Below are 14,192 nucleotides of genomic sequence, written 5' to 3' on the forward strand. Positions count from 1 at the left end.
GGGGTTAGGCGTCTTGCATCAGGCGCTCTACGGCGTCGACGACATCCTGCACCGTACGTACGGCTTTGAACTCTTCCGGCTTGATTTTCTTGCCGGTTTTCTTCTGCAGATGCACTATCATGTCGACGGCATCGATGCTGTCCAGCTCCAGATCCTCATACAGGCGCGCCTCGGGCGTGATGTCCTCCGGGGCGATTTCAAACAGTTTCGTGAGAAGCGTGGAGACTTCTTGGTAGATAGCGTGTTGTTCTGTCATAGCGGGCTCGTTATCAGGCGCGTTGTGAGTGAATAAAAGCGGCCAGCGTCGCCACGGAGTAGAAGTGCTGACGCATCTCTTCACTTTCGGCGGACAAGACGATGCCGTACTGATTTTTCACCGCCAGACCCAGCTCTAATGCGTCGATAGAGTCCAGACCTAATCCATCCCCGAACAGCGCGGCATCGGTGTCGATGTCATCGGTGCTCAGCTCGTCCAGATTTAACGTGTTAATAATGAGATTTTTAATTTCAAGGTAAAGCTCTTGCATCATTAATTCCTGAAAGAGGTGTTTCAACGTTTTGTAATTTATTTAAAAGATGCCGGTTAAGCTGCCTTGCCGCCAGCGCCGGTTCTTGTGTTTTCGCGTCATAATAATCGGTAATGGAGAGCCGTTCACCCACCGTGACGGTAAACCGCGGTTTGGCGGGGGGCACGTTATACCATTTGCTCTGTTTATCGAGTAGGCGCTCACTACAGCGAATCGTCACAATGCGCAGATCGCATTGACAGCGCACGGCGATATTGGCCGCGCCGCGCTGCAGCGACATGCTTTCCCCAGGACGGGTACGGGTGCCCTCCGGGAAAATGAGGAGGGTGTCGCCCTGCGCCAGACGCCGTTGGCTTTGCGGCAGCAGGGCGTCAGCCTGGCTGTTGACCAGGTAGTCCGCGGCGCGGATCACGCCGCTGATGAAGGGGTTCTTCAACAGGGCGCTCTTAACCAAACAGTCGGTTTCCGGCATCACGGAGGCGATCAGCACGTAATCGATCAGCGTGGGGTGGTTCGCCACCACCAGACAGCCTTGATCCTGACGCAGCAGCGCGGCTCCCTCGATGTGGTAATCCAGCGCCCCGGTGAGCTTCGCTACCCGCAGAAAGAAGCGGAAACTGAGGGAGATGCTGCGCCGGGCAATGCGTCGACGGGTATTATTGTGGCGCACCGCGAGTAACAGGAGGTTAAACCAGACCAGCGACAGCAGCAAACCGCCCACGCCAAACAGCGCGAAGCACATTCCGGTCATCAGCAGACGCCAGCATTGACTGAGGCGAGCGATGAAACTCATTGCGCGCGGCTCCAGCGCCACTGCCGGTGGTCGCCGGCCAGCGTAAAGTGTGGGGCATCATTTAGCACATGCTGTAAAAATAGCAGGCTTTGCGGCAGCGCCGCCTCTGGGCTTTCGTCTGCGCGCTGCGAACTGCAGCGCAGCGTATCACCGGCTTCAAACACCAGCGCGACGGCGTAGGCCCAGGTCGGCATCGCTTCCGGCAGATGCGGGTGGTAAAACGCCGGTAAATTACCGTCAAAATCGACCATCAGCACGCGCTGATAGCCCGCCTGCAGCAGGCAGATGACCTCGCACAGCCCCTGCTGAAAAGTATCACGCCCCGCCGACAGCGATGAGGAGACCACCGGCTGCTTCGCCGCGATGGTCAGGTTGCCGACCGCGGCGTTGTGTACCGACATGGTGAAATCGGTGGGCGAGACCGCCTGGTCGGTCGCCAGCGCCTGCAGGATGCGGTAGTTGCGCTCCAGCTCCCCATGGCGGCTGGTGTAGAGCACCGCGTCGATGGCATGCCGGCGCAGCATGGCCAGACCGCACTCGACGGCGAGTTTGCTGCCGGAGTTCAGTCGTCGGGCGGTCATCATCGGTAATTCAGTCAGTTTTGCCTGAGTCGCGCGGGGATCGATGGCAAAGGGCTGCCGTGACCACTGCTGCCACTGTGACGTTTCGCTCAGTCCAGGCGCTCTCGCCTGCCAGTCGATAAGGTTTAATGCAAATTTCATCAACGCATGTCCGCGGTAGGTCGCGACCAACGCAGCGTTAACGCTGACGCTGAAAGCCGCCGAATATTAACGTTTCTCGCATATTAATAAAGTATGCCCAACGCCGAGATTATCGAGGCGCTGTTCTACCCGGAAACCGGCTATCTCCAGGTAGTGATAAAACTTTTCAACGCTGTAAAAGCGGCTATTGCCATTGGCCAGGCAGGTAAAATAGAGCGATGAGGCGTTTAGGCTAAACGCGGCCGCTTCAAATCGCTGTGCATCCCAGAAGAGCTCCATGATGCACAGCCGGGCTCCGGGTTTCATCACGGCGGCCATACGCGTCAGCATGGCGATAATCTGCTGCGGAGAGAAGCAGTCGAGGAACTGGCTCATCCACCAGATATCGGCCTCGCCGGGGAGCGGCGCATCGCTAAGCATATCCACGGCGTGAAAGCGAATGCGATGTGATAATCCTGCCTCTTTAACATGCTGGCGGGCAAGCGCAATTTGCGGAGGTAGGTCGAGGATCGTTATCGCGACGTTTTCGTCGTATTGGCAGCAGCGCAGTGCCCACTTACCGGTATTTCCGCCGACATCGTACAGGACTGCGGGCTGACTTGCGAAAATATGCGGTAGGGCAGCGTTAAATGCGACGTCAGAATAGTAGTGATCGAAGGCAAACCAGCTTTCTCGCGCCGGGGACGGTAGCTCCGACAGCACCGGGTAGATGGTCTCCGCGTCGCTGAAGACTTTGAGCCCGGAGGGCTTCTCCGTCTTTAAGGCCTCTTCAAGGAAAAATAGCCCCTGATAGCAGACGTCCTGAGTGAAATCCATATTCACGCGCGTCATGGCGTCGTGCAGCAGGAAATGCCCTACTTTCGACAGATAGTAGCGTTCATCTTTGCTGGTGACGATGCGGCCACTGAGCCCCATATCAAGTAGGACACTCACCGCATATTCGCTCAGCGCGCCGTTAGTCACGATGTCGTCGAGCGTTGCCCCCTGCTTTCCTTGCCGATCAAGATAGGCTAATACCCCGGCATTTCGCAGATTGAGTGCGGTTTGAAATAGCATCGGGGCAAATGCAATGCGCTGCGCTTCCGTGATGGCATCAAGGGCGCTGAGAGAGTCCTTATCGTACATAATATAGGTAGCTTATCCTGGGCAAAAAAATCATTAGGCCATTGCTGGCCCAACGTTAGTGCGCATTATTGAACCGCGCCGGAGGCGAGATTGAGCTGAATATCTTTATTGAGGTTATGCACCCAGCGGTTATAGGTTTTGTGAATTTTACCGCCAGAGGCCTTTAGGTTGAGGCTGCTGTCATATTGGATGCTATAGCCGGTGGCCGAATAGGTGATGCGCACTTCGGCAACGTGACCGCGGTTTTGTTGGCGTGCATTAATTACGCCCGGACCTGCCGCAGTCATGACCCACTGACGCTGTACGCCCGCTTTAAGAATGGCATTTTTAACCTGAGCTTCGGTATGACCGGCGCTGACGGTTGACCGTACGTTATCAATCGGTACGGTGCGCGCGCAGCCGGCCAACGCTCCCACGACCGCGAATGCGGCTAACCACTTAACTATTTTTTTCATATATACTCCGGTTTTGTAATATAAATTCTAATAACATATATTGTATCATTTTAATGTAAATGAAAACAAATATTAATACCAATACATATCTCATTTTTCAGAATTGGGATTACTCCCAAGGTTATATAGTCATTAATAATGCGTTTCTATAAATGTATTGATGAGATTGCTGTCGGGCCTAATGACGCCTCCGCGGTGGGAGATATTAACCAGATGATATAATTTGATTTCCAGAGGGTTAATGCCGCGTGGATCGTCGATGCTCTCCCCCAAGGCTTTTTATTTTTTTGATATCGGAAAGTGTAATCTCATTGCATTTTGATTTCCGGCTGAAATATAAGGCTTCAAATATTCCCGCATTGCAGAAGGGATCGTTGGCGAGAGGTGCGGCGGTGAGGGACCTCAGCACGCGACGGGGAGGGGATTCGATGCATCGGGCTGCACGCCTATAATCCCTGCTGGGAACGGTGGCGTAGTGGCGCGCCTGGAGAGGTTCGTGAAACGCTGGACTACGGCAGCGATCGGGCGTTACTGGGGCATCCTAGCGTCAACACCGGCGGTGTGCTGCGATCCCGACAGCGGGGGATTCGGCACGATGTCGATGCCTTGGTGCATCGTGTCGATGAGATGCTATCTCAGGCGAAGAGTCGTGGCCGTAACGGTCTAAAGCACCGCAGCAGGACGTGACGTCGCTGGCGTTAGAGCGCCTCCATGCGCTCGGTTTGCGAGTGAGCCTCGTTGGCTCGGTATTCTGTTCCCTTTATTTATTCGCCTTGCGTTAGCTGAATATCGGCAATAGGTTGAGCGCCTTGCCGAACCAGCAGGCGATGACCAGCAGGCCAAACAGGATCACTAGCACGGGGATCACCTTGCCACCCCAGACGGTAAACTGCTGTTGAGGGAATTTCTGGCGTGATTTCAGCCCGAGGATGGCTGGCACGATGACCGCCCAGATGGTGGCGCATAGCCCGGCGCCGCCGATCCCATAGAGGAAGCCGTTGGGGAACAGCAGATAGAGCAGCGCCGGGGGTATGAAGGTCAACAACACCGTCTTGAGGCGGCCGACAGACGAGTTGTCGATGTTAAACAGATCGGCAAGGTAGTCGAACAGCCCCAGGGTGACGCCGAAGAAGGAGCTGGCGACGGCAAGGTTAGAGAACACCAGCAGAAAGAACTCGATCACCCGGCCCGGCGTGGTGCCGATGAAGGATTTCACCAGCGAGTCGACGTTGCCGCCCGCGGCGATGATATCTTTAAACGCCTCGCGCGGGATGTTGCCCATGGTGCAATACAGCCAGAACAGGTAGATCACCAACGCCAGGAGCGAGCCGAAGACCAGGCTTTTGATCAGCTTATCCTTGCGCTTGCCATAGCAGATGATCAGGCTGGGAATATTGCCGTGGAAACCAAACGAGGCGAGGCAGACCGGCAGCGCCATAAAGATATAGGGGAAGTAATCGTTGTGCTGTCCCACTCCGGCGGTCGCGTCGGTGAGGGTGGCGTAGTCGACGCGGAAGAAAAACGAGCCGAAGACGATGACGAAGGCGAGGATCTTGATGCCGAGAAAGAGTGAGGTGATCCGGCTGGCCGCCAATGAGCTGAACCAGAGTACCGCACCAACGAACAACGCCGTGGCGATGCCGACCAGGCGAGGATTAACCTGATGGCCCAGCTGCATGGCGATGGTTTCGCTGAGGATCGCGCCGTTGGCGGAGATATAGGCATAGGTCAGAATATACAGGACGAAGGCAACGGTGATGCCGTTAATGATATTCCAGGTGTTGCCGAGGAGATCTTTAGTGATGGTATTGAAACTGGAGCCGATAGGGTAATTTAAATTCGCCTCGAGTAATAAGAGTCCAGAGTGTAGCATGGAAAACCAGGTGATGATTAAAATAAAGGCGCCCCAAAAAAACCAACTGCCGGCCAAATCGACGGGTAAGGCAAACATTCCGCCGCCGATGACGGTGCCGGCGATAACCATAATGCCCCAAAATTCAGAATGCTTGTTTTTAAACTCCGGCTCCATAAGATTCTCCTCTTATTCAGAGCGTGATGATTTCTTGTTGGCGGAGAAGAGCCTGCGCATGGTGCGCAGGCGCCTATTTTTGATTTAGACTTCTTTTAATTTGGCGGTGAAGTGGCGGAGTACCTTCGGTTCGTAAATAAATTCCAGTCCTTTAATATTTTTGGCGCTCAGCTTGATCTGTTGGAATGCCTCGATAATAAAGTCCATGTGCGTCTGGGTATAGGTGGCGCGCGGAATGGTCAGGCGCAGCAGCTCGGCGGGGCAGGGCAGCTGTTTACCGGTTTTCGGGTCGCGACCGAGTAAGAAGGAGCCGATTTCGACGGCTCGGATGCCCGCAACCTTATACAGTTCACAGGCCAGTGCCTGGGCCGGGAACTGCTCGGCGGGGATATGCGGTAACAGCTTACCGGCATCGACGAAGGCGGCGTGGCCCCCAGCCTGCTGGCAGGTGATGCCGATCGCCTCCAGCCCATCGACCAGGTATTGCACCTGGGTGATGCGGTAGGCCAGCCAGTCCTGGTTCATGCCATCGTGTAGCCCGACGGCCAGGCGCTCCATGGCGCCGCCCTCCAGGCCGCCATAGGTCGGAAAGCCCTCTTGCACCACACACAGCGTGCGGCATTCGGTGTAGACGTCGAAGAAGCGCTCATCTTTAAAGCACAGCAGGCCGCCCATCGGCACCATGGCGTCTTTCTTCGCCGACATGGCGAGCATATCGGCAAACTTGTAGGTTTCGCGGGTGATCGCTTCAATGCTCCAGTCGCGGTATTCCGCCTCGCGTTGCTGAATGAAGTAGGCGTTTTCGGCGAAGCGAGCGGAGTCCATTACCACCGGAATATCGTATTTCTGCGCGATGGCGTACATCGCCTTTAGGTTAGCGATGGAGACCGGCTGGCCGCCCGCCGAGTTACAGGTGATCGTCGCCACGATATACGGCACGTTGTTGGCCCCGACCTCGCGGATGCTTTGCTCCAGCTTATCGATGTCGAAGTTACCTTTAAAGTCATGGCGTGCGGCGGTATCGAAGGCCTCTTCGATATAGACGTTGCGGATGGTGCAGCCGTTGATCTGGCTATGACCCTGGGTGGTATCGAAGAAATAGTTGGAGAAGGCCACCATCTTGTTTCTATCCAATCCCTTCTCTTGCTCACGCTTCTTGATCAGCACCGGAATATAAATTTGCTCGGCACCGCGCCCCTGATGGGTGGGAATGGTGTATTGATAGCCAAAGATCTGCTTAACGGCGTCGACCAGTGCGTAGTAGCTACGGCTGCCGCTGTATGCCTCGTCGCCGCGCATCATCGCGGCCTGCATATTCTGCGTGACGGCGCCGGTGCCGCTGTCGGTCAGCAGATCGATAAATACGTCTTCGCTATCCAGCAGGAAAGGGTTCATCCCCGATGCGGCGATCGCCTGCTCGCGATGTTCGCGGGTCGTTCTTTTTACCGGCTCAATAACGCGAATACGGAACGGTTCTGGTAAATGTTTAAAGTTATCCATTGTGCTCACCCTTTTAAATATACAGGTAGGGAGTATTCTTTACCGATGGCAAAGAACACTGTAGATAAATAAAATATATGGCGGCGCTGAGCGGGCATAATCAAATAATTATGCCGTGGCGTGCGTTCGCGAACGGTCAATCCCGCAAGGGCGTTATCCTATGCGAGTTTGCCAAAGGTGTAAGTATGGGGGGTTAAGAAAAGAATTCGACGAGGATGATGTCGAGATTAAACCACTTGCTAGGAATATTTGTGTCACATAGTTTTTTCATGATATGCAAACATCCTTAGTGAACGTTGTGACTATAAAATGCACACAGCCGGTTTTTTTGTCTATTGCTATAGTATTTAATTGTGATGGAATTCACGCGCCATAATTTAACTCAATCATTTTCCAGACAAAGCCGCTGCTGTGGCTATCGTTGGCATGACGGGGTAATGCCAGGGATGATAATCATCGGTAGAACGCGGCGGTGGATATGACGCCGCGTCGCCCACCGCGCGTATCATGTCACGCCAGTTTTTTAACGGTCGGGCACGGCGTGGATCCTGCTGGCGCCGCCGCCGGTATTGCTCCGGGGGAGATCTCGACCACGCGAGCCCACTCGTCGGCGTTGCGCTCGTCTGCTGGCGTGGACGTCGACGCGCATCGTGGTGAGCGCGGCGGCGGGTCTTAGCGCTCCGCTCCCCGCTGCGCCTGCTGCTGTAGCCAGCCGATAAAGGCGTCGATTTTGGGCCACTGGCGGCCCGGTAGGGTGGTGGCATAGTAGTGCTGATGGCACTGCAGCGCCATTTGGCCGAAGGGGGCGATCAGCTCGCCGCTGTCGAGCCGCTTTTGCACCAGCCGCTTACGCCCCATGGCCACCCCAATATGGTTCATCGCGGCGATGACCGCCAGATCTGAACGGTCGAATCCAATGCCGGCGGCGGGCGGCAGGGGGACGGCAAAATGCTGCGCCCAGCCGAACCACTCATCGGTACCGGAGTCGTTGCTCCAGGCCTGCCTGTCGTGCAGCAGCGTACAGTGCTGCAGATGGTGCGGCGCGTTCAGCAGGTTAAAACGGTGGGCGTAGTCGGCGCTGCAGACGGGGAGGATGGCCTCATCCATCAGGATATGGTGGCTGAGCTGTGCCGAGGGGGCATCGTCAAAATAGATGGCGACATCCACCCCCGACCACTGCAGGTTGACGTTGTCATTGCCGGTCAGGATCGTCAGCGAAATCGACGGGTAGCGCTGGGCAAAGTCACCCAGGGCGGGCACCAGCCAACACTGCGCAATGGAGGGGCGGGAGTAGACCGTCAGGGTGCCGGAAAGACGCTGGTTTTTGATGTCCAGAAGCTCCTGATTCAGGACATCCAGCGATGACTTTAGCGCCCAGTATACCCGCTTGCCCTCCGGCGTCAGCTCGACCTTTCGGTGCGAGCGCACGAACAGCAGAATGGCCAGATCGGCCTCCAACTGGGTGATCTGATGGCTGATAGCGCTGGGGCTCAAGGAGAGCTCGGCGGCGGCCAGGGCGAAGGACTGGTGGCGGGCGGCGACCTCAAAGGTATGGAGCTTGGCAAGCTGCCAGCCGTTAAGGGGGCGGTTTCTGACTTCTCGTAGCGATTCCATGGCGTCATCGGAGTGGGAGTAAGGGGAGAGAGTGTAAAGAAATCCGCTGCATATTTCATCATATTGATGAGAATTTCTGACTTATTTTCTATTCTCGGCGTTTTATTTGATGCCGGTCACGCCATTGCATCTGTTTTTCTCATGTGAGTCGCCAATTATATCGTTTGTCAGCCCATGCGGTTTCTTTGTTCAATAGCACTGGGTTAATTACAGGGTAAGGTGAGATATGCACTCGCAAATTTGGGTTGTGGGCACGCTGCTGATCAGCATCGTGTTAATCGTACTGACTATCATAAAATGTAAACTGCACCCGTTTCTGGCCTTGCTGCTGGCCAGTTTCTTTGTCGGCACCATGATGGGAATGGGGCCGCTGGATATGGTTAACGCCATTGAGAGCGGCATTGGCAGCACGCTGGGGTTCCTGGCGGCGGTGATCGGTCTGGGCACCATCCTGGGCAAGATGATGGAGATCTCCGGGGCGGCAGAGCGTATCGGCATCACCCTGCAGCGCTGCCGCTGGCTCTCTACCGATGTCATTATGGTACTGGTGGGGCTGATCTGCGGCATTACGCTGTTTGTGGAAGTGGGCGTGGTGCTGCTGATCCCGCTGGCGTTCTCCATTGCTAAGAAGACCAACACCTCACTGCTGAAGCTGGCGATCCCGCTGTGTACCGCGCTGATGGCCGTGCACTGCGTGGTACCGCCGCATCCGGCGGCGCTGTTTGTGGTGAATAAGCTGGGCGCGGATATCGGCACGGTGATCGTTTATGGTCTGCTGGTCGGCTTAATCGCCTCGTTAGTCGGTGGGCCGCTGTTCCTGAAGCTGGTCGGCCATCGCCTGCCGTTTAAGGCGATCCCGGCAGAGTTTGCCGATCTGCAGGTACGCGATGAAAAGACGCTGCCTTCGCTGGGCGCCACGCTGTTTACCGTATTACTGCCGATTGCGCTGATGCTGGTAAAAACCCTGGCCGAGCTGAATATGGCGAAGGAGGGCTCGCTGTATACGCTGCTGGAGTTTATCGGTAATCCGATAACCGCCATGTTTATCGCTGTCTTTGTCGCCTATTACATTCTGGGGCTGCGTCAGCATATGGGGATGGGGACGCTGTTGACCCAAACCGAAAATGGCTTCGGCTCTATTGCCAATATCCTGCTGATTATTGGCGCAGGCGGTGCGTTTAACGCCATTTTAAAAAGCAGCGGCTTGGCAGATAGCCTGGCGCTGATCCTCTCTAACCTGCATATGCACCCGATTTTGCTGGCCTGGCTGGTCGCGCTGATCCTGCATGCGGCGGTGGGGTCGGCGACGGTGGCGATGATGGGGGCCACGGCGATTGTCGCGCCGATGCTGCCGCTGTATCCCAATGTCAGCCCTGAAATCATCGCGATCGCCATCGGCTCCGGCGCAATTGGCTGCACTATCGTCACGGACTCGCTGTTCTGGCTGGTGAAGCAGTACTGCGGAGCAACGCTGAACGAGACCTTCAAATACTATACGACCGCAACCTTTATTGCGTCGATTATTGCCCTGGCAAGCACTTTCTTGCTCTCTTTCATTATCTAAGTATCAAGAGACGTATGATGACGAACATTAATATGACCTCATTTATTGCCCAGTATCCGCTGGTGGCCGATCTGGTGAATTTACGGGAAACCGTCTGGTTTAACCCGGCGACGACGACGCTGGCGGAAGGGCTCCCCTATGTTGGTCTGACGGCGCAGGATGTGCAGGATGCCCACGATCGCCTGGCCCGCTTTGCCCCTTATCTGGCCAAAGCGTTTCCGGAGACGGCGGCGACCAACGGTATCATTGAGTCCGAGCTGGCGGCGATCCCGGCCATGCAGCGGCGTTTGGCGCAGGAGTACGGCCAGCCGATCGGCGGTCAGCTGCTGCTGAAAAAAGACAGCCATCTGCCGATCTCCGGCTCCATTAAAGCCCGCGGCGGGATCTATGAGGTGCTGGCGCACGCAGAGAAACTGGCGCTGGAGGCCGGTCTCCTGACGACGGATCAGGACTACAGCGTCCTGCTCACCCCGGAGTTTAAACGCTTCTTTAGCCAGTACAGCATCGCCGTTGGTTCCACCGGTAATCTGGGGATGTCTATCGGTATTATGAGCGCCAGCCTGGGCTTTAAGGTTACCGTTCATATGTCGGCCGATGCCCGTGAGTGGAAGAAGGCCAAGCTGCGCAGCCACGGCGTGACGGTGGTGGAGTATGAAGAGGACTACGGCGTGGCGGTAGAGCAGGGGCGTAAGGCGGCGGAGTCCGATGCCAACTGCTTCTTTATTGACGATGAGAACTCCCGCACCCTGTTTTTGGGCTACGCGGTGGCCGGCGAGCGGCTGAAGGCGCAGTTCGCCGCGCAGGGGCGTACGATCGATGCCGATCACCCGCTGTTCGTCTACCTGCCGTGCGGCGTCGGCGGCGGCCCCGGTGGGGTTGCATTTGGCCTGAAGCTGGCCTTCGGCGACAACGTACACTGCTTCTTTGCCGAGCCGACCCACTCTCCCTGCATGCTGCTGGGGGTGTATACCGGTCTGCACGACGCCATCGCCGTACAGGATCTGGGGATCGATAACCTGACGGCGGCGGATGGACTGGCGGTTGGCCGCGCCTCCGGCTTTGTGGGGCGGGCCATGGAGCGCCTGCTGGACGGCTGCTATACGCTTGACGATCAGAGCCTGTACAACATGCTGGGCTGGCTGGCGCAGGAGGAGGGCATTCGCCTGGAGCCCTCGGCGCTGGCCGGTATGGCGGGCCCTGGCCATGTCTGTGCCTCTGCAGAGTACTCGCAGATGCACCGCTTCAGCGAGCAGCAGCTGGCGCAGGCGACCCATCTGGTATGGGCAACCGGCGGCGGCATGGTGCCTGAAAACGAGATGGCGCAGTACCTGGCCAAGGGGCGCTAACGGCGCAGCGGCCGCCCGGGACGTAGCATCACCGGGCGGTCGTTGGCGGGCGCGTTCCCCCGCGCGGGGATCGCATTATGCTCAGGCGCAGGGCATGGAGCCTGCGCCGCTATTCGCTCACGATCAGTGCAGCTGCGGCTCAACGGTGAGCGAGCAGCCATCGTTGGCGCTGGACGCATCTTTATCTGAAACGCTGGTTTCACAGCTCTGTGGGTTACTCTCCCCCTGCATACTGTCCGTGGGCGCAGTGGCGCAGCCGTTGAGGAGTAAAAATAGCGTGGATAGAAGAAGAGATCGCATATTGCTCTTTGCTCCCTTTAGGCGTTTGGATTGACTCCGTTCAGTATAGACGGTGATTATTCCGCTTGCGTAGGCGCGCTGTTTTCACGTGGGGCGCTGACGCTATCTGCTGACGCCCCGCCTTTTTCTGTGACGGCCTCGTCATGGGCGTTACCTCGACCGGGAATGAGTATGACGATTAACGCCGTGCTCCCCGCACTAATCGGTTCCTTCTCGTCTCGCCTCTTTATTTATCTACTGATCATCCTATCCATAAAGAATAATCATCGGTGTTTTAATTCCTATAGCTAATACGCTAGGGAATAGCGATACCGATTACTCAACGACAATACAACCGACCCCCTTTTTAGGGCGATAACTTATAACGTTTTGTTTAAGGATTTAACTTTTCGCCGTGGGGTAGACTGCCATCATTCCCCTACATGCAGGAGTGACTGGATGAACGGCGCAAAGGTAGTGAATGTCCATCCGCTATGGCTACGGCTGTGCCACTGGATCAATGCCGTCGCCATCTTTTTAATGATCCTGAGCGGCTGGCGGATTTATGACGCCTCGCCGCTGTTTGATTTCTCTTTTCCCAAGCAATACACCCTGGGGGGATGGCTGGGCGGCGCCCTGCAGTGGCACTTTGCCGCCATGTGGCTGTTTGCTGTCAATGGCGCGGTGTATCTGGCTATCAACATTATCGGCGGCCGTTTTCGTCGGCGCTTTTGGCCGATATCGCTGCGGCAGCTGGGGCACGATATCGCAGATGCGCTGCGCGGTCGCTTGGCCCATGACGATCCGCACCACTATAACACGGTGCAGAAGTGCGCCTATCTGTCGGCCATCTGCGCCGCCATCGTGCTGCTGCTTTCCGGTCTGGTGCTGTGGAAGTCGGTGCAGTTTCCGCTGCTGCGAGAGCTGCTGGGCGGCTATGAAGCGGCGCGCTATATCCACTTTTATGCCATGGCGTTCGTGTGCGCCTTTCTCGTGGTGCACGTGGTGATGGTGGCGCTGGTGCCTAAAACGTTGCTGGCGATGTTACGCGGACGCTAAGGAGCGACGATGAAGAAGAGCAACATCGACTTATCCGCCGGCGATGGTCAGGCGCTGGTGCAGGAGGCGCAGCGTCTGGTTGCCCGTCGCCTGAGCGGCTCGTCGCGCCGCCGTTTTTTACAGCAAGGCCTGACGCTGGGCGGTATCGCCATGCTGACCGGGTGCGATCTCAGCGACAATCCCGACGTGGAGAGCGCACTTAACCGTATGTCTCGGTTTAACGATCGGGTGCAGGGTTGGCTGTTCAGCGGGCAGCGCCTGGCGCCGGAGTATACGCAGCGCGAGATCACGCGCCCCTTTCCCTTTAATGCGTTTTACGGGGAGGAGGATATTCCCGACATCGCGGGAGATGACTATCGGCTCGAGGTTCGCGGGCTGGTGCGGGACACCCGCAGCTGGCGCCTGGCGGAGCTGTATCAGCTGACGCAGCATGAGCAGATTACCCGCCATATCTGCGTTGAGGGGTGGAGCGCCATCGGGCGCTGGGGCGGCGTGCGCTTCGCTGACTTTCTGCGGCTGATCGGCGCCCAGACCCAGGCGAAATACGTTAGCTTTCGCTGCGCCGACGACTATTACACTAGCATTGACATGGCGAGCGCGCTGCACCCACAGACCATTATGGCGCTCTCTTGGGATGGGCAGCGGCTGCCGCCGGAGTATGGCTATCCGATGAAGCTGCGTATTCCGACCAAGCTGGGCTATAAAAATCCAAAGCATATCGTTTCCATAGAAATAACTAACCGATTCCCCGGTGGTTATTGGGAAGATCAGGGCTACAACTGGTTTGGCGGCAGCTGATCTTTTTAATGCAGTACTTTCTCAATAAGATAAGGATGGAAAAATGAAAAAGGTAATCGCAACGGTACTGGCCGGTTCTCTGATGATGGCATTCTCCGCAGCCTACGCCGCAGACAGCATGGCCAAAGATAATATGGGCCATGATGGCATGAAGAAAGAGAGCGCGATGTCCCATGATTCTATGGGGAAAGATGGCATGAAGAAGAAAAAAATGATGACCCATGACGGGATGGCGAAAGAGGGAATGTCCCACGACGCGATGGGTAAGGATGGCATGAAGAAAGATGGCATGAAGAAAGAGGGGATGAAAAAAGATAGCATGGCCAAGGATGAGATGAATAAAGGCATGTAATTCCGCGTCTGCGGCTTTATTTTGTCCTG

At 56.3% G+C, this 14,192-nt stretch carries 15 protein-coding genes; 5 read left to right on the forward strand and 10 right to left on the reverse strand.

The window, feature by feature from the left end; translation table 11 throughout:
* Positions 1 to 4: 4 nt before the first annotated feature.
* The 9 genes from BRD58_RS04645 to dsdC all read right to left on the reverse strand — a co-directional run bounded on the left by BRD58_RS04645 (position 5) and on the right by dsdC (position 8,765).
* Positions 5 to 256, reverse strand: coding sequence for an acyl carrier protein (locus BRD58_RS04645; RefSeq protein ID WP_012847700.1), 252 nt, complete (start codon positions 254 to 256; stop codon positions 5 to 7).
* Between the two features lie 13 nt (positions 257 to 269).
* Positions 270 to 527, reverse strand: coding sequence for a phosphopantetheine-binding protein (locus BRD58_RS04650; RefSeq protein WP_015461052.1), 258 nt, complete (start codon positions 525 to 527; stop codon positions 270 to 272).
* On the reverse strand, positions 508 to 1,320 hold the full coding sequence (locus BRD58_RS04655; RefSeq protein ID WP_012847702.1) for a lysophospholipid acyltransferase family protein: 813 nt from the start codon (positions 1,318 to 1,320) through the stop codon (positions 508 to 510). Before BRD58_RS04655 ends, BRD58_RS04650 begins: the two co-directional genes overlap by 20 nt.
* A complete protein-coding gene (locus BRD58_RS04660; RefSeq protein ID WP_015461053.1) occupies positions 1,317 to 2,042 on the reverse strand; it encodes a beta-ketoacyl synthase chain length factor in 726 nt (241 codons plus the stop codon). Before BRD58_RS04660 ends, BRD58_RS04655 begins: the two co-directional genes overlap by 4 nt.
* Positions 2,043 to 2,108: 66 nt before the next feature.
* The gene (locus tag BRD58_RS04665; RefSeq protein ID WP_012847704.1) at positions 2,109 to 3,167 is read right to left on the reverse strand and encodes a class I SAM-dependent methyltransferase; all 1,059 of its coding nucleotides are present in this window, start codon (positions 3,165 to 3,167) and stop codon (positions 2,109 to 2,111) included.
* 65 nt (positions 3,168 to 3,232) lie between these two features.
* On the reverse strand, positions 3,233 to 3,622 hold the full coding sequence (locus BRD58_RS04670; RefSeq protein ID WP_012847705.1) for a hypothetical protein: 390 nt from the start codon (positions 3,620 to 3,622) through the stop codon (positions 3,233 to 3,235).
* 778 nt (positions 3,623 to 4,400) lie between these two features.
* Positions 4,401 to 5,651: a low affinity tryptophan permease TnaB gene (gene tnaB, locus BRD58_RS04675; RefSeq protein ID WP_073381797.1), complete on the reverse strand. Its 1,251-nt coding sequence runs from the start codon at positions 5,649 to 5,651 to the stop codon at positions 4,401 to 4,403.
* Between the two features lie 84 nt (positions 5,652 to 5,735).
* Positions 5,736 to 7,151: a tryptophanase gene (gene tnaA / locus BRD58_RS04680; RefSeq protein ID WP_012847708.1), complete on the reverse strand. Its 1,416-nt coding sequence runs from the start codon at positions 7,149 to 7,151 to the stop codon at positions 5,736 to 5,738.
* Positions 7,152 to 7,823: 672 nt separating this feature from the next.
* Positions 7,824 to 8,765 (reverse strand): DNA-binding transcriptional regulator DsdC, encoded by a 942-nt coding sequence (dsdC, locus tag BRD58_RS04685; RefSeq protein ID WP_012847710.1) that lies wholly within the window; start codon positions 8,763 to 8,765, stop codon positions 7,824 to 7,826.
* Between the two features lie 226 nt (positions 8,766 to 8,991).
* Between dsdC and dsdX the strand changes: the two genes are divergently transcribed.
* Both dsdX and dsdA read left to right on the forward strand, forming a co-directional pair.
* Complete coding sequence (gene dsdX, locus BRD58_RS04690; protein WP_012847712.1) at positions 8,992 to 10,329, forward strand: D-serine transporter DsdX; 1,338 nt, start codon at positions 8,992 to 8,994, stop codon at positions 10,327 to 10,329.
* A gap of 17 nt (positions 10,330 to 10,346) precedes the next feature.
* A complete protein-coding gene (gene dsdA / locus BRD58_RS04695) occupies positions 10,347 to 11,675 on the forward strand; it encodes a D-serine ammonia-lyase (RefSeq protein WP_015461055.1) in 1,329 nt (442 codons plus the stop codon).
* Positions 11,676 to 11,798: 123 nt separating this feature from the next.
* Here dsdA and BRD58_RS18070 read toward each other — a convergent pair whose 3' ends face one another.
* Positions 11,799 to 11,975, reverse strand: a complete 177-nt coding sequence (locus BRD58_RS18070) for a hypothetical protein (RefSeq protein WP_012847714.1) — start codon at positions 11,973 to 11,975, stop codon at positions 11,799 to 11,801.
* 438 nt (positions 11,976 to 12,413) lie between these two features.
* Between BRD58_RS18070 and BRD58_RS04700 the strand changes: the two genes are divergently transcribed.
* Genes BRD58_RS04700 through BRD58_RS04710 form a run of 3 tightly spaced genes read left to right on the forward strand, consistent with a single transcriptional unit; the run spans position 12,414 to position 14,163 of the window.
* Positions 12,414 to 13,013, forward strand: coding sequence for a cytochrome b/b6 domain-containing protein (locus BRD58_RS04700; RefSeq protein WP_073381805.1), 600 nt, complete (start codon positions 12,414 to 12,416; stop codon positions 13,011 to 13,013).
* A gap of 9 nt (positions 13,014 to 13,022) precedes the next feature.
* Entirely contained in the window at positions 13,023 to 13,811 is a 789-nt protein-coding gene (locus BRD58_RS04705) for a molybdopterin-dependent oxidoreductase (RefSeq protein WP_073381809.1), read from the forward strand.
* A gap of 43 nt (positions 13,812 to 13,854) precedes the next feature.
* Entirely contained in the window at positions 13,855 to 14,163 is a 309-nt protein-coding gene (locus BRD58_RS04710; protein ID WP_012847717.1) for a pentapeptide MXKDX repeat protein, read from the forward strand.
* Positions 14,164 to 14,192: the final 29 nt, after the last annotated feature.

The organism is Edwardsiella piscicida (assembly GCF_001896205.1).
In the GTDB taxonomy this organism is placed as follows: domain Bacteria; phylum Pseudomonadota; class Gammaproteobacteria; order Enterobacterales; family Enterobacteriaceae; genus Edwardsiella; species Edwardsiella piscicida.